The 26,269-nt window shown below is 69.3% G+C and carries 24 protein-coding genes and 1 pseudogene; 15 read left to right on the top strand and 10 right to left on the bottom strand.

Translation table 11 applies throughout. The features are described 5' to 3' along the window. Nucleotides 1–21 precede the first annotated feature (21 nt). A complete protein-coding gene (locus ABZ552_RS24460) occupies nt 22–774 on the top strand; it encodes an amino acid ABC transporter ATP-binding protein (protein WP_063022517.1) in 753 nt (250 codons plus the stop codon). A gap of 420 nt (nt 775–1,194) precedes the next feature. On the opposite strand, the gene ABZ552_RS24455 is transcribed toward ABZ552_RS24460, so the two are convergent. Beyond that, complete coding sequence (locus tag ABZ552_RS24455) at nt 1,195–2,094, bottom strand: LysR family transcriptional regulator (RefSeq protein ID WP_357439937.1); 900 nt, start codon at nt 2,092–2,094, stop codon at nt 1,195–1,197. A gap of 70 nt (nt 2,095–2,164) precedes the next feature. On the opposite strand from ABZ552_RS24455, the gene ABZ552_RS24450 reads away from it, so the two are divergent. The 4 genes from ABZ552_RS24450 to ABZ552_RS24435 all read left to right on the top strand — a co-directional run bounded on the left by ABZ552_RS24450 (nt 2,165) and on the right by ABZ552_RS24435 (nt 5,070). Beyond that, a complete protein-coding gene (locus ABZ552_RS24450; RefSeq protein WP_357439934.1) occupies nt 2,165–3,526 on the top strand; it encodes an FAD-binding oxidoreductase in 1,362 nt (453 codons plus the stop codon). A 79-nt stretch (nt 3,527–3,605) separates the two neighbouring features. Next, nucleotides 3,606–4,490, top strand: coding sequence for an SPFH domain-containing protein (locus tag ABZ552_RS24445; RefSeq protein ID WP_281874412.1), 885 nt, complete (start codon nt 3,606–3,608; stop codon nt 4,488–4,490). A 12-nt stretch (nt 4,491–4,502) separates the two neighbouring features. After that, a complete protein-coding gene (locus tag ABZ552_RS24440) occupies nt 4,503–4,661 on the top strand; it encodes a hypothetical protein (RefSeq protein WP_168434213.1) in 159 nt (52 codons plus the stop codon). Nucleotides 4,662–4,761: 100 nt separating this feature from the next. Beyond that, nucleotides 4,762–5,070: a hypothetical protein gene (locus tag ABZ552_RS24435; protein WP_281874410.1), complete on the top strand. Its 309-nt coding sequence runs from the start codon at nt 4,762–4,764 to the stop codon at nt 5,068–5,070. On the opposite strand, the gene ABZ552_RS24430 is transcribed toward ABZ552_RS24435, so the two are convergent. Next, a complete protein-coding gene (locus ABZ552_RS24430; protein ID WP_281874408.1) occupies nt 5,048–5,899 on the bottom strand; it encodes a class I SAM-dependent methyltransferase in 852 nt (283 codons plus the stop codon). The genes ABZ552_RS24435 and ABZ552_RS24430 overlap by 23 nt on opposite strands. A 240-nt stretch (nt 5,900–6,139) precedes the next feature. On the opposite strand from ABZ552_RS24430, the gene rpsA reads away from it, so the two are divergent. Beyond that, nucleotides 6,140–7,606: a 30S ribosomal protein S1 gene (gene rpsA / locus ABZ552_RS24425; protein WP_063022430.1), complete on the top strand. Its 1,467-nt coding sequence runs from the start codon at nt 6,140–6,142 to the stop codon at nt 7,604–7,606. A gap of 72 nt (nt 7,607–7,678) precedes the next feature. Here rpsA and ABZ552_RS24420 read toward each other — a convergent pair whose 3' ends face one another. Together ABZ552_RS24420 and ABZ552_RS24415 are read right to left on the bottom strand one after the other, a co-directional pair. Next, nucleotides 7,679–8,221, bottom strand: coding sequence for a hypothetical protein (locus ABZ552_RS24420; protein ID WP_281874403.1), 543 nt, complete (start codon nt 8,219–8,221; stop codon nt 7,679–7,681). A gap of 362 nt (nt 8,222–8,583) precedes the next feature. Further along, a complete protein-coding gene (locus tag ABZ552_RS24415; protein WP_357439929.1) occupies nt 8,584–9,261 on the bottom strand; it encodes an NAD(P)H-binding protein in 678 nt (225 codons plus the stop codon). 85 nt (nt 9,262–9,346) lie between these two features. Between ABZ552_RS24415 and ABZ552_RS24410 the strand changes: the two genes are divergently transcribed. The 3 genes from ABZ552_RS24410 to coaE all read left to right on the top strand — a co-directional run bounded on the left by ABZ552_RS24410 (nt 9,347) and on the right by coaE (nt 12,846). After that, a complete protein-coding gene (locus ABZ552_RS24410) occupies nt 9,347–10,048 on the top strand; it encodes a TetR/AcrR family transcriptional regulator (protein ID WP_281917137.1) in 702 nt (233 codons plus the stop codon). A 263-nt stretch (nt 10,049–10,311) separates the two neighbouring features. Next, nucleotides 10,312–10,569 (top strand): hypothetical protein, encoded by a 258-nt coding sequence (locus ABZ552_RS24405; RefSeq protein WP_281874399.1) that lies wholly within the window; start codon nt 10,312–10,314, stop codon nt 10,567–10,569. A gap of 1,065 nt (nt 10,570–11,634) precedes the next feature. After that, nucleotides 11,635–12,846 (top strand): dephospho-CoA kinase, encoded by a 1,212-nt coding sequence (gene coaE / locus ABZ552_RS24400; RefSeq protein WP_281917139.1) that lies wholly within the window; start codon nt 11,635–11,637, stop codon nt 12,844–12,846. 30 nt (nt 12,847–12,876) lie between these two features. Here the strand turns inward: coaE and ABZ552_RS24395 are convergent, their stop codons facing one another. Further along, nucleotides 12,877–13,401, bottom strand: a complete 525-nt coding sequence (locus ABZ552_RS24395) for a DUF402 domain-containing protein (protein ID WP_281874397.1) — start codon at nt 13,399–13,401, stop codon at nt 12,877–12,879. 56 nt (nt 13,402–13,457) lie between these two features. Continuing rightward, complete coding sequence (locus ABZ552_RS24390) at nt 13,458–14,108, bottom strand: hypothetical protein (RefSeq protein ID WP_281917140.1); 651 nt, start codon at nt 14,106–14,108, stop codon at nt 13,458–13,460. A gap of 534 nt (nt 14,109–14,642) precedes the next feature. On the opposite strand from ABZ552_RS24390, the gene uvrB reads away from it, so the two are divergent. Continuing rightward, nucleotides 14,643–16,832, top strand: coding sequence for an excinuclease ABC subunit UvrB (gene uvrB, locus ABZ552_RS24385; RefSeq protein WP_281874392.1), 2,190 nt, complete (start codon nt 14,643–14,645; stop codon nt 16,830–16,832). Nucleotides 16,833–16,894: 62 nt separating this feature from the next. Here the strand turns inward: uvrB and ABZ552_RS24380 are convergent, their stop codons facing one another. Further along, nucleotides 16,895–17,365, bottom strand: coding sequence for a VOC family protein (locus ABZ552_RS24380; RefSeq protein ID WP_357439924.1), 471 nt, complete (start codon nt 17,363–17,365; stop codon nt 16,895–16,897). Between the two features lie 52 nt (nt 17,366–17,417). Here ABZ552_RS24380 and ABZ552_RS24375 point away from each other — a divergent pair, with 52 nt between their 5' ends. The 3 genes from ABZ552_RS24375 to ABZ552_RS24365 all read left to right on the top strand — a co-directional run bounded on the left by ABZ552_RS24375 (nt 17,418) and on the right by ABZ552_RS24365 (nt 19,697). Continuing rightward, nucleotides 17,418–18,317 (top strand): helix-turn-helix domain-containing protein, encoded by a 900-nt coding sequence (locus ABZ552_RS24375; protein WP_281874388.1) that lies wholly within the window; start codon nt 17,418–17,420, stop codon nt 18,315–18,317. Further along, nucleotides 18,318–18,755, top strand: a complete 438-nt coding sequence (locus ABZ552_RS24370) for a DoxX family membrane protein (RefSeq protein WP_350356340.1) — start codon at nt 18,318–18,320, stop codon at nt 18,753–18,755. 489 nt (nt 18,756–19,244) lie between these two features. Further along, nucleotides 19,245–19,697 (top strand): universal stress protein, encoded by a 453-nt coding sequence (locus ABZ552_RS24365; RefSeq protein WP_159845679.1) that lies wholly within the window; start codon nt 19,245–19,247, stop codon nt 19,695–19,697. An 85-nt stretch (nt 19,698–19,782) separates the two neighbouring features. On the opposite strand, the gene ABZ552_RS24360 is transcribed toward ABZ552_RS24365, so the two are convergent. The 3 genes and pseudogenes from ABZ552_RS24360 to ABZ552_RS24350 all read right to left on the bottom strand — a co-directional run bounded on the left by ABZ552_RS24360 (nt 19,783) and on the right by ABZ552_RS24350 (nt 23,896). After that, nucleotides 19,783–22,080 (bottom strand): ATP-binding domain-containing protein, encoded by a 2,298-nt coding sequence (locus ABZ552_RS24360; RefSeq protein ID WP_357439919.1) that lies wholly within the window; start codon nt 22,078–22,080, stop codon nt 19,783–19,785. Between the two features lie 170 nt (nt 22,081–22,250). Further along, a pseudogene (locus ABZ552_RS24355) lies at nt 22,251–22,535 on the bottom strand (antibiotic biosynthesis monooxygenase); the annotation flags it as partial. A gap of 11 nt (nt 22,536–22,546) precedes the next feature. Further along, nucleotides 22,547–23,896 (bottom strand): diguanylate cyclase, encoded by a 1,350-nt coding sequence (locus ABZ552_RS24350; protein ID WP_281874383.1) that lies wholly within the window; start codon nt 23,894–23,896, stop codon nt 22,547–22,549. Between the two features lie 276 nt (nt 23,897–24,172). Between ABZ552_RS24350 and ABZ552_RS24345 the strand changes: the two genes are divergently transcribed. Both ABZ552_RS24345 and ABZ552_RS24340 read left to right on the top strand, forming a co-directional pair. After that, the gene (locus ABZ552_RS24345; protein ID WP_357440070.1) at nt 24,173–25,321 is read left to right on the top strand and encodes a beta-ketoacyl synthase N-terminal-like domain-containing protein; all 1,149 of its coding nucleotides are present in this window, start codon (nt 24,173–24,175) and stop codon (nt 25,319–25,321) included. 235 nt (nt 25,322–25,556) lie between these two features. Then, complete coding sequence (locus ABZ552_RS24340; protein WP_357439916.1) at nt 25,557–26,267, top strand: sigma 54 modulation/S30EA ribosomal C-terminal domain-containing protein; 711 nt, start codon at nt 25,557–25,559, stop codon at nt 26,265–26,267. Nucleotides 26,268–26,269: the final 2 nt, after the last annotated feature.

Genomic DNA, 26,269 nt, shown 5'->3' with positions numbered 1-26,269 from the left:
GCGAAGACCGCCGCCGCTCCGATGATCGTCGCGGACCGCGTCTGCAAGAACTTCGGCGCGCTGCAGGTGCTCAAGGGCGTCTCCCTGGAGGTGGGCCGCGGGGAGGTGCTGTGCCTGATCGGGCCGTCCGGCTCCGGTAAGTCCACCTTCCTGCGCTGCATCAATCACCTGGAACAGGTGAACGCGGGCCGGCTGTACGTGGACGGCGAGATCGTGGGCTACCGGGAGAAGAACGGCAAGCTCTACGAGATGCACCCGCGCGACGCGGCCAAGCAGCGCCGCGAGATCGGCATGGTGTTCCAGCACTTCAACCTGTTCCCGCACCGCACCGCGCTGGAGAACATCATCGAGGCGCCCACCCAGGTCAAGAAGGTGCGCAAGGCGGACGCGGTGACCAGGGCGCGGGAACTGCTGGATCGCGTCGGCCTGGCGGACAAGGCGAACGCCTACCCGGCGCAGCTGTCCGGCGGGCAGCAGCAGCGCGTCGCGATCGCCCGCGCGCTGGCCATGGACCCGAAGCTCATGCTGTTCGACGAGCCGACCTCCGCGCTGGACCCGGAGCTGGTCGGGGAGGTGCTGACGGTCATGCGGGAACTCGCCCGATCGGGCATGACGATGGTGGTGGTTACCCACGAGATGGGGTTCGCCCGTGAGGTCGCCGACCAGCTGGTGTTCATGGACGGCGGTGTGGTGGTCGAGGCGGGAGCGCCGCGGCAGCTGCTGGCCGATCCACGGCACGAGCGCACCAAGGCGTTTCTGTCCCGACTGCTCTGAGCCGGATCACCGATCCTGCCGGACGCCCGCAACCGTGGCGACTAACCGTCGGCTGGACCGGACCTGTGATCCGCCACCCGGGCCGAGGTGGCCGCTCCGGTGCGCGATTCGGTGCGGGCAACCGCTCAGCGCGTAGGCGATGCGCCCGCTGCCCGGGCAACGCCTCGGTCGCGGGTGCGATCGCCCGCTTCGCGTTCCGCCATTCTCGGGTGATTTCGCGCAGGGTGCCTTTCCACGGTTCTCGTGGCGAGGCTCGAAGCCCTGCTTCCTGTCGGCGCGGAGGGCGGTGCACACCTGCCCGAGCTGGACATTGGGCGTCGGGTCGCATGACGCGGGGTGGGCGGTGGGTGGGCAGGGCTGCGCTGTCCGGCCGCGCGAGCAGCAGTTCGGTCGCGACGCCCGGGTGGGTGGTCGCTGGGCTCAGGTATCGGTGCGCAAGGCGAGGCGCAACTGTCCCAGCAGCACCTTGGCAGCCGGGCTCGCCGGGCGGTCGGTGCGCCAGGCCAGGGCGAGCCGCCCACGCGGTTCCGGCTCGACGATGCGAATGGTCCGCACCCCGAAGGCCGCGGCCTCCGCGGCGGTGAGCTCGGGCACGACGGCCACGCCGAGACCGCGTGCGGCCAGGCGCAGCAGCAGCGCGGGCGCCGCCGCCTCGTAGGCGATGCCGGGCTCGAATCCGGCCGCCGCGCAGGCTCGCTCGAAGACGCCGCGAATGCCGGTGCCCGGTGTCAGGCAGATCAGCGGACGATCGCGCAGTGCGATGAGCGGCAACTCGGGACCGCAGCTGGGCTCCGCCGCCGCGACCGCGGCCACCAGCGCGGTCTCCAGCACTACTTCGATGCCGATGGCAGGATCGAGCTCCGCGCCGGTCAGGCCGATCAGGGCCATGTCCAGCTCACCCCGGCCGAGGGCGGCGAGCATCCGCTCCGAGGTGTCCTCGGTGAGGCTGATGCCGACCTGCGGATGGTCGTGATGGAAGTCCGCGAGCACGGCGGCGACGTCGAACTCCTCGACCGCCGCCCCCGAGATGAGGCCCATCCGGACTTGACCCCGCAGCAGGCCGGTGAACTCGTCCACCGTGTGGGTGACTCGCTCGGCGGCGGCCAGCGCCGCTCGCGCGTGCGGCAGGACGGCGGCGCCGACTTCGGTCAGGGTGACGCCGCGCCCGCCGCGGTCGAGCAGCGGATGGCCGAGTTCGCGCTCCAATTGCCGGATTTGGGCGCTGAGCCCCGGCTGAGCCAAGTGCAGCCGTGCCGCGGCGCGCGTGAAGCTCGCCTCCTGCGCGACGGTGACGAAGTAGCGGAGTTGCCGCAATTCCATAACTAATCATTATAACGTTCAGAAGAAGTATCTGTTTTACTTCTGACGCCTGGTGGAGCATGGTCGAAGCATGGGAAACAACGCAGCACAGACCACGGAAAAGCTCGATATCTTCACCGGTCCGGTCTTCCGCCCCGGGGACGAGGGCTACGACGCGGAGATCGCCGGCTTCCAAACCGCCTATACGCACCGGCCCGCGCTGGTCGTCGGGGCGGTGCACGCCGAGGACGTGCGCGCCGCCGTGGAGTACGCCGCGCGCCACGATCTGCCGATCGCCGTGCAGGCCACCGGCCACGGGCTGTCCGTCGCCACGGACGGTGGGTTGCTGATCAGCACCCGGCGGATGACGGGCGTCCGGATCGACCCGGCCCGCCGGACCGCGTACGTCGGCGCGGGGGTGCGTGCCGGCGCGCTGGTCGAGGCGGCGGCCGAGCACGGATTGGCGCCGCTGAACGGTTCGTCGCCGTCGGTCGGCGTGGTGGGCTATCTGCTCGGCGGCGGCGTCGGGCTGCTGGCGCGTCAGTTCGGCTACGCGGCCGAGCACGTGCGGACGATCGAGCTGGTCACCGCCGACGGCCGGGTGCGCACTCTGACGCCGGAGGACGAGTTGTTCGGCGCGGTGCTCGGCAGCGGCGGCAACTTCGGCGTCGTGACGGGGCTGGAGGTCGGCCTGGTTCCGGTGAAAACGGTGTACGGCGGACAGCTGGTCTTCGACACGCCGCTGGTCGAGCGGGCGCTGGAGGCGTGGCGGCGGTGGACCGCGACCGTGCCGGACGAAGTGACCTCGACGGTCACCATGCTGGCCTTCCCGGACATCCCGCAGGTGCCCGCGCCGCTGCGGGGACGGTACGTCGCCTCGGTCCGGATCGCGTACAACGGGCCCGCCGAGGAAGGTGAACGACTGGTCGCGCCGTTGCGGGCGGTCGGGGAACGCCTGAAGGACGACCTGCGCGCGATGCCGTACACCGAGTCGCACACCATTCACAGCGACCCCGACCACCCGCACGCCTACGCGGCCACCAACGCCCTGCTCGGCGAGTTCACCGCGGAGACTGCCGCGGCCCTGCTCGACGTCGCCGGCCCGGAATCCGGCGCCGGGGCGGTCGTCGACGTGCGTCATCTCGGTGGCGCGCTGGCCCGCACCGGCGACGCCGGGATCGCGGTGGACCATCGCGACGCGGCGTACATCGTGCGGATCATCACCGATCCGGCCGACACCGCGACCCGGGCGGGAATCCGCGCAGCGCTGGCGCCGTGGACGCTCGGCCACAGCCTGAATTTCCTCTACGGCGCGGGCGCCGAAGCGGACGAGGCACAGACCCGAGCGGGGTATCGGCCGGACACCTACGCCCGGCTGGCCGCGCTCAAGGCTCGGCACGATCCCCGCAATCTGTTCCGCTTCAACCGCAATATCCGGCCGGACGCCGGGTGATTCGCCGCCGCCGCGCTCTGGCCGGGCGCGGCGGCAGCATGCTATCTTCGTGATATCACTCTGATATTGGGAGGATGTCATGCAGTTTCGACCCGCGTTCCACGTCAACGGCTTCCTGGTGCTGCTGGGGTGGTTCGTGCTCACGGTCTTGTTCGGCGGCGGCGCGGCGCTCGGTTTCGTCGTGGGCGCCCGGGACGGCAACGCCCTCGCCGTGGGCGGCGCGGTGGCGGCGACCGTCGTGGTCGTCGTCCTGCTGCTGCTCGCGACCGGGCTGACGGTGGTGAACCCGAACGAGGCCAAGGTGGTCCAGTTCTTCGGCCGCTACGTCGGCTCGGTGAGCGAACCGGGCTTCTTCTCGGTGCTCCCGTTGACCGACCGCAAGAGCATCTCGCTGCGCGTGCGCAACTTCGAGACGCAGAAGCTGAAGGTCAACGACGCCGACGGCAACCCCGTGGAGATCGCCGCGGTGGTCGTCTACCGGGTGGTGGACAGCTTCAAGGCCGCCTTCGCCGTCGACGACTACGAGGAGTACGTCGAGACCCAGTCCGAAGCGGCCGTCCGGCACCTGGCCACGACGCACCCGTACGACGCGCACGAGGCCGACACCACCAGCCTGCGCGACGGCGCCGAGGTGGCCGAGGAACTGACCGTCGAACTGCGGGAACGCACCGAGATGGCGGGTATCGAGGTGCTGGAGGCGCGGATCACCCACCTCGCCTACGCGCCCGAGATCGCCCAGGCGATGCTGGTTCGCCAGCAGGCCGCCCAGGTGGTCGCGGCGCGGACCAGGATCGTCGAAGGCGCGGTCGGAATGGTCGGCCTGGCGCTGGAGCGGCTCACCCAGGAGGGCATGGTGGAACTGGACGAGGAGCGCAAGGCGGCGATGGTGTCGAACCTGCTCGTCGTCCTGTGCGGTGACCGTCCCACCCAGCCCGTCGTCAACGCCGGTTCGCTCTACTCCTGAGGCGGACTGCCCATGGCCGAGCGCAAGAAACTGCTGCTACGCCTGGACCCGGCCGTCCACGACGCCATCGCGAAGTGGGCGGCCGACGACCTGCGCAGTATCAACGCCCAGATCGAATACGCGCTGCGTCTGGCGCTGGAGCAGGCGGGGCGCAAACCGAAGTCGCAGTGACACGACCTCGATACCGATCAGAGATGGTGCCCTGGCTCGAGGGCGCGAAGACTGCAAGGTGTCAGCAAATGTCCGGCCATCGGCACCGAAAGGGGAAATGATGACCACGATCGTGCACATCGACGACACCGTGCGTGACTACGAGACGTGGAAGCCCGCCTTCGACGGTCTGGAGCAGTTCTTCGCGGAGGCCGGAGCTCGCAACTGCCGGGTGGCCCGATTCACGCACAACCCGAACCGGGTGCTCGTGGAGCTGGATTTCGACACCATGGCGGAGGCCGAAGCCTTCCGGGACAGCCTGCACAAGCTCATCGACCTGCCCCGAACGCAGATGCTGCTGGTCAGCCACGAGGTATCCCTCCTCGAGCTGATCGACGACCGGCACCTCACGGTCCGGGCTTCCTCGTGACGAAGATGGCCGTACCGGGGAACAACTCGCCGCGCAGCGGGCTCCACTGCCCCCATTCGCGCTCGAGCCACTCCGGCCATTCCGGTTCGACGATGTCCTCCACCACCAGTCCCGCCGCGACGATCTCCCGGACCCGGTCGCCGATGGTGCGGTGGTGCTCGACGTAGACGGGCACGTCGTCGCCGTCGAGCTCGACGTAAGGCGTGCGATCGAAGTACGGGATGGTGGCGGTCAGCCCCGCCGGGCCGGGATCGTCCGGGAAGATCCAGCGCATCGGGTGGTTCACGGAGAAGACCCAGCGTCCACCCGGCCGCAGCACGCGCGCCACCTCGCGCATCACCAACCCCGAATCGGCGACGAACGGCACCGCGCCGAATGCCGAGCAGGCCAGATCGAACGACGCCTCCGCGAACGGAAGGGCCTCGGCGTCCGCCTGGACCAGCGGCACCCGCGGACCGCCGCGCGCCATCACCGCCAGGCCCCGCTCCAGCATGCCGCGCGACAGATCGAGCCCGACCGGACGCGCGCCTTGTCCCGCCAGCCAGCGCGAGCACGGGGCCGAGCCGCAGCCGATCTCCAGCACCCGCTTGCCGGAGACGTCCCCGAGGAATCGCATATCGCCCTCGTGGAGACCCTCGGGGCACCACACGAACTCGCCGCCGGCGGAGTCGACGCCGAGGAAATCCCCGTGCGTCTCGTGGTATTGGGCGGCATCGGCGTCCCACCACCGTCGGCTGGCCACCCTGCTGGCCGCCGATCCGATCCGGGTCCGCGCCGTGCCCGCCGTTCCGAGCAGTGCGTTTGCTTGCGCATGGCGATCTTCCGACACGCCGATCAGACTATCGGCGTGGCGACCCGACGGTTTGCCCGCCCGGACCGAGGTCGCGTACGCTGAACGCGCGAGTGTCTTCCGTACAACCGTACCGGAGTTCAACCCGTGCTGAGTTTCACGCGCGTCGCGTGCGGTACGTTCCTAAGTGTCCGTCTTCACACCTCGCGGTGAGATCGCAGCGTACCGAAAGTTCCAATGTCCGCAACCGACCACAATCCGTCCGGAGCAAACCGACATATGCCCACCACCGTCACCTCGCCGCAGGTAGCCGTCAACGACATCGGCTCCGCCGAGGATTTCCTCGCCGCCATCGACGCCACGATCAAGTACTTCAACGACGGCGACATCGTCGAAGGAACCATCGTCAAGGTCGATCGCGACGAGGTCCTGCTCGACATCGGTTACAAGACCGAAGGCGTCATCCCCTCTCGCGAACTCTCCATCAAGCACGACGTCGACCCCAACGAGGTCGTTTCCGTGGGCGATGAGGTCGAGGCCCTTGTTCTCACCAAGGAGGACAAGGAAGGCCGCCTGATCCTGTCGAAGAAGCGGGCGCAGTACGAGCGTGCGTGGGGCACCATCGAGGAGCTCAAGGAGAAGGACGAGGCCGTCAAGGGCACCGTCATCGAGGTCGTCAAGGGCGGCCTGATCCTCGACATCGGCCTGCGCGGCTTCCTGCCCGCGTCGCTGGTCGAGATGCGGCGGGTCCGCGATCTCCAGCCGTACGTCGGCAAGGAGATCGAGGCCAAGATCATCGAGCTGGACAAGAACCGCAACAACGTGGTGCTGTCCCGCCGCGCCTGGCTGGAGCAGACCCAGTCCGAGGTCCGCAGCGAGTTCCTGCACCAGCTGCAGAAGGGCCAGGTCCGCAAGGGTGTGGTCTCCTCGATCGTCAACTTCGGCGCCTTCGTCGACCTGGGCGGCGTGGACGGTCTGGTGCACGTCTCCGAGCTGTCCTGGAAGCACATCGACCACCCGTCCGAGGTCGTCGAGGTGGGCAACGAGGTCACCGTCGAGGTGCTCGACGTCGACCTGGACCGCGAGCGCGTCTCGCTGTCGCTCAAGGCGACCCAGGAAGACCCGTGGCGTCAGTTCGCCCGCACCCACGCGATCGGCCAGATCGTGCCGGGCAAGGTCACCAAGCTCGTTCCGTTCGGCGCGTTCGTCCGCGTCGAGGAGGGCATCGAGGGCCTGGTGCACATCTCCGAGCTGGCCGAGCGCCACGTCGAGGTGCCGGACCAGGTCGTGGCCGTCGGCGACGACGCGATGGTCAAGGTCATCGACATCGACCTGGAGCGTCGCCGGATCTCGCTGAGCCTCAAGCAGGCCAACGAGGACTACCACGCCGAGTTCGACCCGTCGAAGTACGGCATGGCCGACAGCTACGACGAGCAGGGCAACTACATCTTCCCCGAGGGCTTCGACCCCGACACCAACGAGTGGCTCGAGGGCTTCGACAAGCAGCGCGAGGAGTGGGAAGGCCGCTACGCCGAGGCGGAGCGTCGCCACAAGATGCACACCGCGCAGATGGAGAAGATGGCGGCCGACGCCGCGGCCGAGGCCGCGAACGGTGGCGGCGCGTCGAACTACTCCTCCGAGAGCGGTTCGCAGTCCTCCGCCAGCCAGGCCGAGCCCGCCGGTGGTTCGCTGGCCAGCGACGCCCAGCTGGCGGCGCTGCGGGAGAAGCTGTCCGGCAACGCCTGATAGGCAATAGTTCGAACGACTGTGCCCCAACCGGCGGTTCGGTTGGGGCACAGTCGTTTTCGCTGAGCGCCTTCAGACCTTCCCGGTGCGCGAGGTCTTCGTGGTACCGCCGCGTTCGACTTGTGGCGCGTGCGCGGGTCGCCGTGCCGCCTCGTGCGGCGCCACCATCTGAGCCGTGGTGAGCGCGACGACCTGTATCTGTTCGAGCCGCAATCCGCGCGAGGCCAGCCGTGCGATGACGCCGAGTCGATGCTCGGGCAATCCGGGGCGGATCACCAGCGGGTCCTGCCCCGGGCGACGCAAGACGTACGTTCTGCGTTCGGTGTCGTAGTGGACGGGGATGCCGTCCCGGATGGCTCGGTAAGCATCCAAGTCCAAATCGCTGTGCCGGACCGGGTCGATCATCAGCGACTCGACCAGTTGGTCCGCCTGCCGCAGCCACGGCTCCTGGTCCGACGGATCCAGGTGCTCGATCCGCTGGGCCACGCGCCACCGGTAATCCTGCGCAGCGGGGCGCAGCAGGGACCGGTGCCGGTCGATTTCCGCCGTGAAGGCCACGGGCTCTTCGTGGTCCACGGCGCGTCGGTCGGGCGTCGAAGCTTTGACGTCGGGCATGAGGACCCCTATCTCTCGGGTTGCGGATTACTTTGTGTGGCAACCAGATCGACGTCCGACACTTCGTATTGTGCCGGAGGGGTCCGACAGAAACCGCGTGCCCGGCACCGGTCCCGATGGTCAGCTCTTGCAAGCGGGCGGTGGTCGATGATCGGGCCCGTGCTGTGGACATGTGCAGCGGTCGGGCACGCGACAGCGGTGCGGCGCGCAGGGCGCCGGTGATCATTCGCACGCTGCCGACCCCATCGCGGCAGCCGCTGCGAGCCGCGCTCGGTCGGCGTTCGCGCCGGCCACCTGGCCGAGGCCAGGTCCCGCAGACGTGGCGATCGTGGTGGAGCGCGGCTTCCGCCTGGTGCGTCCGCTCAGTATCCGACGGTGAAGCGGCGCTGGACGAAGCGCGGCAGTTCGACTTCGTCGAGGAGGGCGACGGCCACGTCTTCCGCGGTGATGTCCGGGCCGCCGACCAGGAGTTGATCACCGCCGATCCGGAAGCGGCCGGTGCGCTCGCCGGGATTGATCCGTCCGGAGGAGGGGCTCAGATAGGTCCACTTGCGGTTGGACAGCCGATAGATGTTCAACGCGTCGCGTAATGCGCGCACGACGCGGGCGTACTCAGCGGGCACGTCGAGCACCTCGGTGAGGGTGCGGGTGAACTCCTCTCCGGTGTCCAGCAGCTGCACGCCGGGTGCCACCTCGAGGCTGCCCGCCCCGCCCACCGCGATCAGGCGCACGCGCGGCTGCCGGTCGAGCGCGGCGACCATCGCCCGCGCGCCCACCACGAAATCGTCCGCCCTGGCGATGGTGTCGGCGATGCCGTGGCCGGCGTTCACAGCGCTTACGACGACGTCGCGGCCGGTGATCGCCTCGGCGATGCTGCCGGCGTCGAGCCAGTCGGCCACCGCCCACGCCTCGTCCCCGCGCCGGGCCGGAAACCGCGCCGCATCGCGGGTGAAGGCGGTGACCCGGTGCCCCCGGCGCAGCGCTTCGCTGACGACGCGCGATCCGATGATGCCGGTCGCGCCGAACACACCGATATCCATGACCACTCCTTAACGCTATTCATTTACTACACGGCGTTCAGTAAGAATACGGCAGATAGTAGCCGAACACTGTAGGGTGTCAACCGTGGCCGAGATCGTGAGAAGTCGCCGGGAGCGCCTGCGCGCCCAGACGCTGGAGGACATCGAGACGATCGCGATGCGGCTCCTGGCCGAGGGCGGCCCGGACGCGATCTCGCTGCGGGCCATCGCCCGTGAGATGGGGATGACGGCGGGCGCGATCTACGGCTACTTCGCCACTCGCGACGAATTGATCTCCACGCTCATCTCGGACGTCTACACCGCTTTGGTCGACCGGCTGGAAGCCGCGCGCGACGCCGTTCCGGTCGACGATCCGGCAGGGCGCATCGTCGCCTGGGCGGAAGCAGTGCGTGCATGGGCGGTCGAGCGGCCCGCCGAATTCCGGCTCATCTACGGCGATCCGGTCGCCGGTTATCGGCCGCCGCCGGGCGGGGCCGCCGCCGCGGCCGAATTGCGCGCCTGCACCGGCCTGGTCGGTCTCGCGGCCGCCGCGTGGCCCCAAGCCGCGGCGACGCAGTCCGTGGAGGACTGCGCGTGGTCCGACTTCGACGCGGGCTTGGCCGAGCATGTCCGGTCCGAGTTCCCGGAGCTGCCTCCCGACGCGCTCGCCCTCGCACTGCGTATGTGGGGCCGCATGCATGGACCGATCGCGCTCGAGGTGTACGGCCACCTGTATCCGCAATCACAGGACCCGGCCAAGCTTTTCCGCGTCGAGATGCGTGACCTGGTCCGGTCTCTCGGCTTTTAGGTACGAGCCGCCGCGGTGCTTCCGCAGCGGCGTCGGCTCTGCGTGGATGTGCAGGGCGGCTGGGAAGCCGTAATCGACGGCGACGCCGGACGCCCTGTTCCGGCGGCGCGGGGCTGGTGCCGGTCTAGCGTGCCGGTGGCGTCGTCGCGCGGGAGCCCGGCTCCGCGGGCCCGTGCGCGATGTCGTGAAAAGCGTGGCGCAGCAAGGCGACGACGCGCTGCGGCGGCGCGTCCCGCCAGCCCTCGAGCTCGAGAGTGAAAGGGATGATGGGGGAGGAGTTCCCGAACGTGACGGGTAACGCGCCCGTGCGCAATTCCGTGGCCGGATTCCTCGGACTGCTGCTGACGGCGCTGATCGTGTACTGGGCCGACTTGGCCGATCATCCGTGGGCCGGCGCGGTGAGCATCGGCGTCGGCGGTCTGAGCATGGCGATCTTCCACGGGTTGGGCGGGGCCTACCGGCTCAACACCGCCCTGGGGCTGCCGAATCCGGCTCGGCGGCGCCCTTCCGCGACCGCGTGACCCGGCCGATGCCCCGTGGCAGGCGCGGATCGCCGGTCTTTGGCGTCGTAACCCGAGATTGCCGGAGATGCGCCGGATCGATAATCCGTAGGGCTCGAATGTGGCGGATATTACGCCGCTGTACACGTCGCCAACACCGTCACCGTTTTGCTGTATCGGTATTTCGGCGCTGTGTCTTCCTTACCGCGGGTCCGTCCATTGCCGGGGACGGCGGCACGGCTCGGCTCGGGATTGACCACTGCACCGCCCGCTCGGACGTGCGCGAAAAATCACCCGGAATTCGGGAAACATTCCTCCACACGACACGGACCGAGGGTGTCGTTCGTCGCACGACTCGAGGTTTTACTGCGACCGCAACCATCGTGGGGTGCTGTGCCTACCGGAGCGCTGGGCGGTCCCGCGGGTAAGCGACCTTGCATCTGTACTTGCATTTCGGGTTGCGCAAGGGGTGATGCGGTGGACGGATCATCGTGCCGCACAGCGAAACCGGGCGCGCAAAACAGTGGCCCAGCCTTGGCGAGAGGCTGGGCCACTTCGAACTCGGGTTCAGCTTGCGGTAGCAGGTACCCACCGGACCGCGGGTGCGGCCGGACGGTTCCGCATGGCAGCGAAACTGTGCCGCGCGGGACTGATGAACGCGGTGAACCAAGAGCGGCGGTGCTCGGCGAGCGCCGCCGCGACAGCGGGGATCTGAATGCAGTGCACTCGCCCCGCCATGCCCAGGCGGTGGCGACCCGTCTGGTTGATTCTGGTGCCCAATGGTGTTCCTTTGCTTCGCTGGTGTCGGCCTGGATCGCCACGGCGAAGATTAGCGGAACGAAAGTGCTCGGCAGAGTATTTTGCCCGAGTAATTGCCTCGGCGTGTCGGAAAGTCGCCGCCGCGCAACGGCAAACATCCGGAATTGTTGCGAATCGGTCTCGGCGTTGTCACGGAACGGGCAAATGGCGCCGCGAGTGGTGGAATGCGCGGGCCCATCGGGTAATCGACCGAATCGGCTTCGTGGCCGGGTGGACGCGATCGGGGCGGCGGACGCCCGAGCCCGGTCCGGATGCGAGACTGGTCGAATGTTACGAATCGGCCTCACCGGAGGCATGGGAGCGGGGAAGTCGACGGTGGCCCGGGCGCTCGCCGACCTCGGCGCGGTGGTCATCGATTCCGACCTGATCGCCCGGGAGGTGGTGGAGCCGGGCACCGAGGGCCTGGCCGCGCTGGTGGATGCGTTCGGCGCCGACATCCTCGCGGCGGACGGCAGCCTCGATCGGCCGGCCTTGGCGGCCAAGGCCTTCGGTGACGACGCGGCGCGCGCGAAACTGAATTCGATCACCCACCCACTCGTCGGAAAACGCACGGCGGAATTGATCGCCGCCGCGCCCGCGGACGCCGTTGTGGTGCAGGATATTCCGCTTCTGGTGGAAAACGGTCTGGCGCCGCTGATGAATCTCGTGCTCATTGTCGACGTCGATGCCGAAACGCGTATCCGCCGTCTGGTGGAATTCCGTGGCGTCGCCGAAGCCGATGCGCGCGCGCGTATTTCCGCACAAGCCACCGACGAACAGCGCCGGGCCGTTGCCGATGTATTGCTGGACAACAGCGGCGAGCCGGGTGCGGTCGAGGCCGAGGTACGCAGGCTGTGGGCCGAGCGTTTGGTGCCGTTCGAGCGGAACCTGCGGGCCGGGACGCCCGCGCGCCGCGGCGACATCCGGCTCGTGCCCGCCGATCCGTCCTGGCCGGCGCACGCGCAGCGGCTGATCGCCCGGTTGTGGGTGGCCTGCGGCGGCGCCGCGTCCCGGATCGATCACATCGGTTCCACCTCGGTGCCGGGGTTGCCCGCCAAGGATGTGATCGATCTGCAGATCACCGTCGCCGATCTGGCCGCCGCCGACGGCCTGCGCGACGCCCTCGGTGCGGCGGGATTCCCCGTGCGGCCGGAGAACACCCAGGACAATCCCAAGCCGACGCCGCAGGACCCCGCGGGTGTAGACCTCACGCTGTGGACCAAGCGCTTCCATCAGAGCGCCGATCCGGGCCGGTTGGCCAACGTGCACGTGCGCGTCGACGGTTCGCCCGGGCAGCAGTACGCGCTCCTGCTGCGGGACTGGCTGCGGGCCGACGCCGAGGCCCGCGCGGAGTATGTCGCCGTCAAGCGCGAGGGCGAAGCCAAGGCGGCTGGACTGAGCGGCGCGGAGGCGACCGCGGTCTATCTCGGGGTCAAGGAGCCCTGGTTCGACGCCGCTTATCCCAGGGCGCTCGCTTGGCGGGATTCGTCGGCGCCCTAGCGGACCGGCGAGTGTGCCACACGGCTTGGGCTACAGCCAGGTCAAGGTGATGTCCATGGTTTCCAGCCAGCCCTCGAAGGTGTGGCCGTTGGCGGCGATGCCGTCGATGGCGGCGGTCGCGTGCTGCACGGCGGCCTCGGCGTCGGCGAGGCTGATCAGCCCGGCGGCGTGGGCGGCGATCAGCTCGTCGACGTCGAGCAGTTGGGTCTCGCGCGCGGAGCGCACGACGATGTCGAGGTAGTGATCGACGGACTTCCACTTCTTCGGGGCGACCGCCGTGAAATCACCGATGTCGAGGTAGAAGTCCTGGTCGCGCCGATGCGCCGGAAGATAGTGGAAGATCGTCGCGCGCAGGTGCAGCTTGGGCAGCAACCACGACTCGATGTAGTGGAACTGCGGATGATCCGAGGTGCGGGCCATGTACAGGCCCCACGGCTCGACGTGGTACTTCTCGACCGGGCGCACGAAGCCTTTCGGATCCGTATTCGTCAGATCCGCGATGTTGAAGTACTCCACTTTGGGCCGGTGCACGTCGACGATGGGTGCCTGCGTCATGTATCAAGGATCTACCGCCGTTCTCGACGCGTCGAGCCGGGGCAGTAATCCGCGGGCTACATCCACGTGAGGACGATGCCGTGGGTGGCCAGCCAGCTCTCCACGCGGTGCTCGTGCGCGGCCAGCCCGTCCAGCACGGCCGTGGCCCGCTCGAACGCCCGGTGCGCCTGCGCCGTGTCGACCAGCCCGGCGGCGTGCGCGGCGAGCAGCTCGTCGACCCCGAGTAGTTCGGCGGTGCGCCCGCGGCGCACGGCGATGGACAAGTACTGGTCCACCGCCTTCCAGCGCTTCTGGCCGACGCGGGTGAACTCCCCGACGTCGAGGCGGTAGACCGGTTCCCGGTGGTGTGCCGGGTTGGTCCGCGCCAGCGTCGCCCGCAGTGAGAGTTGCGGCAGCAACCAGGATTCGAGGTAGTGCGAATCCGTTCCGCCGACCCGGCGGGCCATGTACAGGCCCCACGGCTCGGCGTGGAAACGATCGACCGGGCGGACGAAGCCCTTGGCGTCGGTATTGGTCAATTCGGCCAGATTGAAGAACTCCACCCTGGGCCGGTGCGGCGCCGGTGTGGCCGCGGCGATCGACCCCGGTGGGGCGGCCGTGGCGGCGCCGGTGACGGAGGGAACCACCGCGCGGATATCCCTGGCGACGTACCCGGCGAGGCCGGTCACGGCCGGCACGGCGACGAGCAATGGAAGCAGACCGCTCATGGCTTTGTCCTTCACCACGTCCGAACAACCAGATCAGGTTACACCTGGCGCGGGGTCGCCGCGCGGTTCGCGATAAGGTGTTCGCCCGCACGAAACCTGTTGCGGCAACGGACATTTCGGACATGTAACGGTCCGCTCGCAGTGGCCTCGACGCGGTTGTGCGATGCGTCGGCGGGCACGCGCTCGCGCGGCCGTCCGCGGTAACTGTCCGGCCCCCCGGGGATGATCGCGGCGCCTGACTGCGGGTGCTCGGCGAAAGTGTTGCGGGCCGGTTGTTTTCGGTATACCCCTATCGGCTTTCGCGCATTCCTCGTTGCCTGCGGCGGCCGCCCGGGCCGGTCGGCTCGCCGATCGGCGGCGTCTTCGGGAAGTGGCGGGCGGCTCGGCGGCGCACCCCGACGCCTCGTCGGCGCGGTGAGACGCCGCCGCCTCGACGTGATCGAGATCACAGTGACGGTTACTCGGTCGGTGCCGGTCGGTGACCGTCCGACTGCACCCGGGAACCTGTCGGTGGGTGGGCCTAGGCTGGTGAGCATGGCATTCGCAACCGAGATTCCGGCGGAGGGCTTCGAGGACAGGGCCGCCGAGCAGCCGCTCGCGCACTCGGAGTTCCGCCCCGTCGGCGAGATCGAGCGCGTCGGCGGCCGGTTCGAGGTGGTCAGCGAACACCAGCCGGCGGGCGACCAGCCGGCCGCGATCGCCGAGCTGGAGCGCAGGATCAAGGCGGGGGAGCGCGACGTGGTGCTGCTCGGCGCCACCGGCACGGGAAAGTCGGCCACCACGGCCTGGCTGATCGAGCGGTTGCAGCGGCCCACGCTGGTGATGGCGCCGAACAAGACGCTCGCCGCCCAGCTGGCCAACGAACTGCGCGAGATGCTGCCCAACAACGCCGTCGAGTACTTCGTCTCCTACTACGACTACTACCAACCCGAGGCGTACATCGCGCAGACCGACACCTACATCGAGAAGGACAGCTCGATCAACGACGACGTCGAGCGGTTGCGCCATTCGGCGACCTCCAGCCTGCTGTCCCGGCGCGACGTGGTGGTGGTCGCCTCGGTGTCGTGCATCTACGGCCTCGGCACGCCGCAGTCGTATCTCGACCGCTCGGTGCAACTGGAGGTCGGCACGGAGATCGACCGGGACGCGCTGCTACGGCTGCTGGTCGACGTGCAGTACACGCGCAACGACATGGCGTTCACCCGCGGCTCGTTCCGGGTGCGCGGCGACACGGTGGAGATCATCCCGTCCTACGAGGAGCTCGCCGTTCGCATCGAGTTCTTCGGCGACGAGATCGAGGCGCTGTACTACCTGCACCCGCTCACCGGCGACGTCGTCCGCCAGGTCGACATGGTGCGGATCTTCCCCGCCACCCACTACGTGGCGGGACCGGAACGAATGGAACGCGCGGTGCGCGACATCGAGGCCGAACTGGAGGATCGGCTCGCCGAGTTGGAACGGCAGGGCAAACTGCTGGAGGCCCAGCGGCTGCGCATGCGCACCCAGTACGACTTGGAGATGATCCGGCAGGTCGGGTTCTGCTCCGGCATCGAGAACTACTCGCGCCACATCGACGGCCGTCCGGCCGGTTCGGCGCCCGCGACGCTGCTGGACTACTTTCCGGAGGACTTCCTACTGGTCATCGACGAGTCGCACAACACCGTCCCGCAGATCGGCGGGATGTACGAAGGCGACATGTCCCGCAAGCGCAACCTGGTGGAGTACGGCTTCCGGTTGCCGTCCGCGGTGGACAACCGTCCGCTGACCTGGGAGGAATTCGCCGACCGGATCGGGCAGACGGTGTACCTGTCGGCCACGCCGGGGCCGTACGAACTCGGGCAGACCGGCGGTGAGGTGGTCGAGCAGGTCATCCGGCCGACCGGCCTGGTGGACCCCAAGGTCGTGGTGAAGCCGACCAAGGGGCAGATCGACGATCTGATCCACGAGATCAGGGAACGCACCGAGCGCGACGAGCGGGTGCTGGTGACCACGCTCACCAAGAAGATGGCCGAGGATCTGACCGACTACCTGCTCGGGCTTGGCGTGCGGGTGCGCTACCTGCACTCCGAGATCGACACGCTGCGCCGCGTCGAGCTGCTGCGGCAGCTGCGGCTCGGCGAATACGACGTGCTCGTGGGCATCAACCTGCTGCGCGAAGGTCTCGATCTGCCCGAGGTGTCGCTGGTGGCGATCCTCGACGCGGACAAGGAAGGATTCCTCCGCAGTACCACCGCGCTGATCCAGACCATCGGCCGCGCGGCGCGCAACGTCTCCGGCGAAGTGCACATGTACGCGGACAAGATCACCGACTCCATGCAGTTCGCCATCGACGAAACCGAGCGCCGCCGCGCGAAACAGATCGCCTACAACGAGGAGATGGGGATCGATCCGCAGCCGCTGCGCAAGAAGATCGCCGACATCCTCGACCAGGTGTACCGCGAGGCCGACGAGACCGAGGTCGAGGTCGGCGGCTCCGGGCGCAACGCCAGCCGCGGCAGGCGGGCGCAGGGCGAGCCCGGACGGGCGGTGAGCGCGGGTGTCTACGAGGGCCGCGACGTCAAGTCGATGCCGCGTGCCGAACTCGCCGATCTGGTCAAAGAGCTGACCGCGCAGATGATGAACGCGGCCCGCGAGCTGCAGTTCGAACTCGCCGGGCGGTTGCGCGACGAGATCGCGGATCTCAAGAAGGAACTGCGCGGCATGGACGCCGCCGGGTTGAGTTGACCCGGGGCGCGCCGCCGCCTCCGCAGGCCGTCCCTAGAACGACCGCGGAGGCAGCCGAGCCGTCAGGCCTGGGTGGCCAGCCATTCGTTCACCCGGCGCTCGGCCTCTTCGCGCGAGACATCCTCCACTTTGGTGAGCACCGCCCAGCGGTGGCCGAAGGGATCGATCACCACGCCGAACCGGTCGCCGGTCACGAAGGTCTGCGGCTCCTCGACCTTGCGAGCGCCGTGTTCGACGGCGCGCCGCACCACCGCGTCGACGTCGGGGCAGTAGTGCACGATCGAGGTGTGCACCCACTCGCCGTTCGGCGCCAGCACGCCGTTGTCCGGCATGGGCATTCCCAGCTGCAGGGTCGAGTCGCCGATCTTCAGTTCCGCGTGGGCCGGCTGGCCGTCGGGCAGGTCGTTGCGAGTGATCACCTCGGCCTCGAAAACGGCGGTGTAGAAATCGATAGCCTTGTTGCCGTCACCGACCGCGAGGAAACAGGTGATCGAGTGGTAGCCGTCGGCGATGGGATTCACTGTGTTCGTCATGGCCACTACTTTTGCCGGTCGCGGCCGGCGGGTCTTGTAAGAAAGCGACATCGTGCCGCGTAGCGCCGAACCCGCCGCCGAGCCGCCGCAGGCCCGCAATCCCCTCGCGCCCACCGACACCAAGGGAATCCTGCATCCGGACGAGCAGGCGAGGCACCGGTCCCTGGTCCGTGTGCCGCCGGGCTCCGTGGTGGACCGCTACGTCGAGTGGTACTGGGCAGTGCGCTGGGACCTGCGCGGCAGGCCGCCGTACCGGGCGGAGGTGCTGTCGTATCCGAGCGTGAACGTCACCTTCGAACGGTCGGAGTCGCGGACCGGCGGATTCGTCAACGGTGTGGTCACCACGAAGTTCACGCGCGAACTCGGCGGGCTCGGTGAGACGTTCGGAATCCGTTTCCGGGCGGGCGGATTCGGCGCGTTCACCGGCGTGGACGTCGGTTCGTTGCGCGACCGCGCGGTGCCCGTCGCCGACGTGCTGCCCGAAGGCGCGCGCCTGACCGAGCGGGTGCTCGACGCGCCGACGGTCGACCAGCGCTGCCGCGTCGTCGAGGAGTACCTCGCGGACCGTCCCGCGGTCGAGGACCCGACCTACCGGCTGGTGCTGCGCATCGTCGATGCCATGGCCACCGACCAGGAGCTGACCAGGGTGGATCAGATCGCCGAGCGGTTCGGCGTGCCCGCCCGCACGCTGCAGCGCATGTTCCGCCGGTACGTCGGCGCGGGACCGAAATGGGTGCTGCGGCGTTACCGGTTGCAGGACGGCGCCGAACTGCTCGCGAAAGGCCGTACCGAAGACCTCGCCGCGTTGGCCGCGGATCTCGGATATTTCGACCAAGCGCACTTCTCGCGTGAGTTCACCACGGAAGTGGGTATGGCCCCCCTGGAATACGCCAAGAATTCGCTACGTTTCCGCAACGAGGTCACCGCCAAGGTCATGCCGACGAGGACGTAGTTGCCCGACAGCGAGGAGCTGGACATGGATGTCGTGGTGCTGATCGGACGCGTGTTGTTCGCGATGCTGTTCCTGACCTCCGCCCTCGGCCATTTCACCCGCACCGAAGCGATGGCGGGGTATGCGCAGAGTAAAGGCGTGCCGATGGCCAAGGCCGCCGTGTTCGGCTCGGGCGCGCTGTTCGCCCTCGGCGGTCTGAGCGTGCTGCTGGGCATTTGGGCCGACCTCGGATCGCTGCTGCTCGTCCTCGGGCTGCTGCCGACCGCTTTCGTGATGCACCGGTTCTGGCAGGAGACCGATGGCGAGGCCAAGCAGACCGAGCTGATCCAGTTCAGCAAGGACGTGGCCCTGGCCGGCGCCGCCCTGATGTTGTTCGCGTTCTTCGCCCATGTCGACGAACTCGGATTGACCATCACCGGACCGCTTTTCGACCTGTAGGCCGCGGCCCCGCGCGCTAATTCTGCGCGTCCTTTTCGCCGCAGGAAGGCGAAGCCATAGACGGCGCAGGAGCGATTCTCGGCATATTCTGGGCAAACCTTCGGCAGTGGCCCTGGCTGCACGGTGCTCCGGCGCCGATCGGCCCGTTCCGGGCGCGTGGATTCACGTGCGGGACGGGCCGGTCTTCGTGTGACGGACCTGGCTCTGTGATGAATATCCCAGGCCCGCAATGGGGTTCGAAGCGGTTGTGGCACCTCACAGGTTTAGTTCCCTGGAATTGAGTCTGCCCTGGTTGGTCCGGCCTTTCTCGCATTCCCTGGCGAATCCGCGGCGGGAATGGTCGAGCACCCCCAGTGTGATGTCTTGCGATTTCTGAAATTTCCGCACCGTTTGCCGCTATGGTCGACCCCAGTCGCCGCGCCGACGCCCCGGTCGAGCCGGGACGAACCCGCGCGCGGCACCCGACCCACCGCATAGTTGGAGGAGAGAATGACCGCCTACCGGACCATTGTCGTCGGTACCGATGGCTCGGACTCGTCGTATGTCGCCGTCGAGAAGGCAGGCGCTCTGGCCGGCGTGTCCGGCGCGACCCTGATCGTGGCCTGCGCGTACTACCCGACCGACGACCGCGACGTCGCCGCCGCGGCCGACGTGCTCAAGGAGGAGGCATACCAGGTACGCGGTTCCGCGCCGACCAACGAGATCCTGCGCATCGCCCGGGACAAGGCGATCGCGGCGGGTGCGGCCGACATCGTCGAGCGCGCCATCGTCGGCGAGCCGGTCGAGTCGCTGCTGGCGCTGGTCAAGGAGGTCGACGCCGACCTGCTGGTCGTCGGCAACCGGGGCCTGAACACGCTGGCCGGGCGGCTGCTCGGTTCGGTGCCCTCCGACGTGGCGCGCAAGTCCCGCTCCGACGTCCTGATCGTGCACACCGTGCGCTGAGTCCCGCGACGGTCGAAAGGCTCCGTGTTCTCGCCGAGCGCGAGATGGCACGGAGCCTTTCGTCGTTTCGGCGGGTGGCGTCCGTTCAGCGCAGCCGGGCGAGCACGCCGGGCAGGTCCGCACTGTGCACCACGCCGAGCCGCTGGGTGGCGCGAGTCAGCGCGACGTACAGATCGTTGAGCCCCCGCGGTGATTCGTCGAGGATGGCCTGCGGTTCCACCAGGTAGACCGCGTCGAACTCCAAGCCCTTCACCTCGTGCACGGTCAGCACCCGAACGGCCTGGCCTGCGAGGTCGGCCAGCCCGGCCGTCAGCGCCTGCGGCGCGATCACCGCCGTGGTGCCCGGCCCGGTCTCGGTGGCGACCCGCCGGGCCACCTCGTCGTGCACGTCGCCGGGCGCGACCCGGTACGCACGCGGCGCGACGCCGGTCTCGCGGACCGAGCGCGGCGCGGTCGCCGCCGGATCGATGGCGGCGAGGACGTCAGCGGCGACGTCCATGATCTCCGCGGGCGTGCGGTAGTTGACGGTGAGTTCGGTGAGCTTCCACCGGGACGCGACGTACGGCTCCAGCATCCGCTGCCAGGAGGACGCGCCCGCCGGGTCGCCGGTCTGCGCGACGTCGCCGACCACGGTGACCCACCGGTTCGGAATGCGCCGCATCACCATGCGCCAGGCCATCTCCGACAGCTCCTGCGCCTCGTCCACGATCACGTGACCGTAGGTCCAGGTGCGATCGCCGGCGGCGCGCTCGGCGGTGGTCTGGCGGGTGCGGAAGTCCTGGCGTTCGGCCAGCTGGCTCGCGTCGATCAGGTCGTAGGCCATCAGGATCTCGGGATCGAGGTCGTCCTCCAGATCCTGGGGCGCCGAGCCGGTGAGGATGTCGAGGGCGTCCTGCGCCTCGGCGATCTGGGTGCGCCAGCGGCGGCGGGCGCGTTCGCGTTCCTCGGTGTCGTCCACGCCGAGCAGTTCGGCCAGTTCGTCCAGCAGCGGCGCGTCCGCGGCGCTGAACTGCCCGTCGTCCGGCCGCAGCAGCTCGGCCCGGTCGGCGGGGTCGAGCGAGCGCGCGGCCCGGTCCAGCCGCTCGGGGTCGGCGAGCAGGTCGGCCAGCACGTCCTGCGGGGACAGGATCGGCCAGAGTTTCGCGATGGCCGTCTGGATCTGCGGGTCGGCGCGCATCTCGTCGCGGATCTCGGTGAGATCGGCCGAGCTGAGCAGGCTGGGGCCGCCGGACAGATCGGCGCCCATGGTCTGGGCGAGCTGATCGGTCAGCGCGTCGATCACCGACGCGGCGAAGATCGGGCGGGCCAGATTGTGCGGGCGGCGCGAGGACCGGGCGCGCCCGCGGGCCTTGGTGGCGATCTTGCGATCCAGCGTGACCGGATAGCCGTCGAAGCTCAGCCGGATCGGTTCGGCGGGCACCTCTTGCCGGTCGCGCACCGCCTGCTTGAGCACTTCCAGAATGGTCAGCGATCCCTTGATCTCGCCGGCCCGCAGCGAGTCCTCGCGGGCCGCCCGCACCCCTGGATAGAGATCGCCGATGGTGGACAGCAGCACGCCGGTCTCGCCGAGGGACGGCAGCACCTGCCCGATGTAGTCCAGGAAGGTGGCGTTCGGTCCGATGATCAGCACGCCGCTCTTGGCGAGCTGCTGGCGATAGGTGTAGAGCAGATACGCCGCGCGGTGCAGCGCGACGGCGGTCTTGCCCGTGCCCGGCCCGCCCTGGACGACGAGCACGCTCTTGTGCTCGGAGCGGATGATCGCATCCTGCTCGTGCTGGATGGTCTCGACGATGTCGTTCATGTGGCCGGTGCGGGCGGCGTTCAGCGCGGACAGCAGCGCGCTCTCGCTGCCGACCCCGCCGTCGGCGCCGGTGACGCCTGCCCGGCGCGCGGCCTCGAGATCGAGGTATTCGTCGTTGATCGCGGTGACCTTGCGGTTGCGCGAGCGGATGTGCCTGCGCCGGGTCACGCCGTCCGGCGCCGCGGTGGTGGCCAGGTAGAACGGCCGCGCCAGCGGGGCGCGCCAGTCCAGCAGCAGGCTCTCGTAGTCGTCCTTCTCGTCGAGGATGCCGAGCCTGCCGATGTAGCGGTACTCCTCCTGCGCGCCGTCGAGATCGATGCGGCCGAAACACAGGCCGTGTTCGGCGGCGTCGTATTTCGCCAGGTCCTCGGTGTAGAGCTGGCTGAAGGACTCCCGCTCGCTGCGGGCCTGCGGGGTGCCGCCGGTCTCCAGCAGCACGGTGCGCAGCCGGTTGCGCGCGTAGTCGCGCATCTCGTCGAGCCGCTCGTAGAGCACCGACAGGTATGCCTGCTCCTGCTCGGTCTCGCGGGTCCGCTCGGGAGCGCCGTCGTGGGCGGCACGGTCCTGAGTGAGATCGGGCAAACTGAACTCCTTGTCACCGCGAACAGGCGCGAGCACACCACCCGACCGGGTAGGCACACGCGCGGAAAGCAGAGTTGTCGAGTCTACTGGGGTTGCGGCGGGCTCGCCGTAAGCCCAGGTGAGGCCCCCTGCGGGGAAACGGGGACGGGGTTGTCGGACGCTGTGAGGGGGACCGGCGCGAAGTGCTCGACCGCCGGGAACGGCTCGTAGAAGTGATGTAACAGGTCCTTCCAGCGCTGATATTCCGGCGAGCCGCGGAATCCGACGACGTGATCGTCGATGTGGTCCCATTCCACCCGGAGCAGGTAGCTGCCCGGCGACTCCACCCCGCGCGACAGCGACAGCGACCGGAAGCCGGGCATGCTCGCGATGATCGGCCGCGCCGCGGCGAAGGCGGCTTCGAAATCGGCCGCGCGCTCGGGGCGAACCGGCAGCAGGGCGTGTTCGATGATCATGCGCGGGCTCGTCAGGACGCGTGCGTGCTGTTCGGCCTGCGGCCCTTGGTGACGGTGCCTTCCCGCCGCCCGGGCGGTTTGGCCCGGTACATCGCCAGATCCGCGTCGTGCAGCACGGCCTCCGGGCTGCGCCGGTCGCCCACCTCGAGTTCGGTGACGCCGATCGAGGCGTTCACCTCGATCCGGTGCCCGCGCGCGATGATCGGCTCGGCCATGGTGGAGCGCAGCCTGTTCACCAGTGCTTCGATGTCGACGCGGCGGGTACGGCCGGACAGCAGGACCAGGAACTCGTCGCCGCCGAGCCTGCCGACGATGTCGTCACCGCGCAGCGCGCGCTGCAACCGCTGGGCGACGATCTGCAGCACGGTGTCGCCGATCGCGTGCCCGAGGGTGTCGTTGATCGCTTTGAACCCGTCCAAGTCGATGAACAGCACGGTGGACACCGGCAGCAGTTCCTCGGTGCTGGCCAGCGCGGCGGCCAGCTGGGACAGGATCAGCGAGCGGTTGGCCAGCCCGGTGAGCGAGTCGTGCGTGGCCTGGTATTCCAATTGTCTTCTGCTGGCGCGGAACTCGGTGATGTCGGCGAAGGAGGACACCGCCGACGAACGCGGGTCGCCGGGATTGAGCAGCCGGCTGCTGCCCGACAGCCAGCGGCGCTGGCCGTCCACCCGGTCGACGCCGAAGACGTAGCCGGTGATGGTCTCGCCCGTGGCCAGCGTGCGCGCCACCGGATGGCGGCTCGGCGGCAGGGGCTGGGCGTTCGCGTCCAGCAGCACCAGCGGCAGCGACTGGATGGTGCGCCCGATCACCTGGCGGTCGGGCCCCTCGGTGCCGAAGATGCGCTTGGCGGCCGGATTCATCGATTCGATCCGGCCCTCCGGATCGATCACCACGACGCCCTCCTCCAACTGGGAGACGACCGTGGTGAAGTAGTGCTCGGCTCGGCGCTGCGCGGCCTCGGCGTGGCGCTGGGCGGTGAGGTCGTGGATGACCACCTGGTAGGCGAGGCGGTCGTGCCAGGCGGTCAGCACCGACACCGTCTCCACCGGGACGGTGCCGCCGTCCACCCGCATCAAGGTCATCTCGGTCGGGACGGAGGCCGCGCCCGCGGTGGTGAGGGTGCTGATCCGGTCGAGCATCGCGGGAACCGACGCGGGGTGGACGAAGTCGGTCAGCGGACGGCCGACGATCTCATCGGCGTCCTCCGCGGCGAGCAGGCGGACGGTCGCCGGGTTGACGTAGACGACCCGGCCGCGCTCGTGCACGCAGATCCCGTCCGGGGTGTGTTCGACCAGGGAGCGGTAGCGCGCAGCCAGCTGTTCGGCGGCGTCGACCGCGGCGGCTAGCTTGTCGTCACCCACTCGAACCCCCGATCATCGACCCAATTATGGTCATTGGAACACGGGATTATTCTGGTATCGACGTGGACAAGATCACACCGTCCACGCTATTGCTTCGATCACAGTACCGGCACGTTCCCGGCCTGGATCCGGCGATCATGGCAGAGACCGGTTGCCGCGTCGAGAAGGGGCGAACCGCTCTAGCGTCCCGGGCAGCCGGCGAAGGAGCGATACATGCCGGGTGCCGACCCGAATACCGCCGCGCGGGTGCCTACTCCGCCGGGGCACGGAAATCAGATGACCATCGCCGGGATCGGCGCGATCACCGGCTACGGATGGGGGCGGGAGCGCCTGTGGGACGGCTTGCTCAGCGGCAAGTCGGCGGCGGCCCTGCGCTCGGGCTACGGGCCCGGCCGTGACGAGGACGCGTGGGTCGCGCTGGTGCCCGACGGCGGCGACCCCGAGGTGAGCACGAGCCGGTACGGCCGGGCCGTGCACGAGGCGGCGCGGGAGGCGGTCGCGGATGCCCGCGACCGTGGCTGGCGGCCCGGTCGCACGGTGGGCCTGCTGCACGCCATCGTGCTGGGGGACGTGGCGAACTGGCGCGACTTCTACCTCGTCGACGGGGGCAACCGCCGGTCCAGGGAGTACCTGCGGCTGTTGCCTTCGACGCCGGTGTCGATGCTGATGCAGGAATTCGGCTTCCACGGTCCGGCGATGAACGTCTCGGCCGCGTGCAGTTCCGCCAACGTGGCGCTGATCACCGCGAAGCTCTGGCTGGACGCGGGCATGGCCGACGACGTGATCTTCGTCGCGACCGACCTGTCCGCCACCCCCGACATGCTGGCGAGTTTCGTCCGGCTCGGCGCCGCGGTCACCGACGCCGAACCGATGGACGCCTGCCGCCCCTTCCAAGAGGGCAGCCGCGGGTTCAGCATGGGTGAGGCCTCGGTGGCGTTCGTGCTGACCCGGTCGGCGGATCGGCCTTACGCCGCGGTGCTGGGCGGCGCGATGTCCAACGACGCCTATCACGTCGTATCGGTCGATCCGGCGCACGAGCAGATCCTCGAGTGCACTCGCCGCGCGCTCGCCGCCGCGGGCGTCACCGCCGCGGATGTCCGTTACTTCAACGCGCACGGCACCGGGACCCGGCAGTGCGACGTGGCCGAGCACCATCTGATGGAGCAGGTGTTCGCCGACCGTCCGCACATCTACGCGCTCAAACCGCTGGCGGGCCACTGCCAGGGCGCCGCGGCGGCCGTCGAGGTCGCGGCGGCCGCGCTCGGCTACGACCGCGGCATCGTGCCCGCGGCCCCGATCGTCGCGCCCGCGCATCCGCGGCTGCTCGACGGCCCGGCGCCGTTCGAGGGCGGCATCACCGTGAAACTCTCGCTCGGCATGGGCGGCAACAACTCCGCGGTGGTGCTCGGCCCCGCTCGACCGTGATGCGCACGGGCAGTGCGTCATTCGACGCAGGGCGATCGAACCGCCAGGTCGTCGACGAGCCCGCGACCCGCCGGTGCCCAGCCGATGGGGACTTTCGGCCCTGTTCGCGGCACCGTGGCGGTGCTGGCATGGATCGGGACGGATCGATCTGGAAAGCGGGGCAATGCAGATGGTCTCATCGGGGCTGCGATGCGCATCGGAACAGTGGACGACGGCGGCCGGTCCGGAAGTGGTGGTGACCACGCGAGGGGAGGTGGCCGCCGTGGACGTCACGCGGGCGGTGCGCGCCGTCGCCCGGGTACTGCGCCGACATCATCTCGACGCGCCCGCCCGGGTGCGCCTGAGCGCGCCGCCCGACCCGGAGGCGCCGACGGTGGTGCAGGTCGACGTGCGCCATCTCGACGCCGTCATCCGGGTCCAGGCCACCGGGCCGCGCGGGTTCGCGGTGACCTTCGCCGCCGAGCGGCTCGACCGCCGGTTCGCCCGGATGGCCGCGCGAGAGGCGCGGGCCTGGCCCGATCCCGCCCGGCCTCCGCTGGCCCGTGCCGGTGCACCGCGTCCGATCGTCCGCCGTAAGCGGTGCGCCCTGTCCACCTGCACGCCGGCCGAAGCGGTCGCGGTGCTGGACGCCATGGATTACGACGCCCACCTGTTCACCGACGCCGAGACCGGTGAGGACGCGGTGGTGCACTGGGCGGCGCCGGGTGCGCGGCTCATCCGCCAGCGGGCGACCTATCCGCCGATCCGGTCGCCGCAGACGGTCCGGAGTGCCCCGCCGATCGTCGTGGACGCGGAACCCGCCGCCTGCCTGGCCCCGGTCGAAGCGGCGAATCTGTTGTGCCGCGAGGGATTGCCTTTCCTGTTCTGCACCGATCCGGGCAGCGGCCGCGGCGGGCTGCTGTACCGGCGCCACGACGGCGATCTGGCGCTCGTGGCGCCCGCCTGATC

It is taken from the genome of Nocardia sp. NPDC019219 (assembly GCF_040632645.1).
Lineage (GTDB): Bacteria > Actinomycetota > Actinomycetes > Mycobacteriales > Mycobacteriaceae > Nocardia > Nocardia sputorum.
Note: the sequence above shows the minus strand (reverse complement) of the source record. Positions and strands in the feature narration are given on the sequence as shown.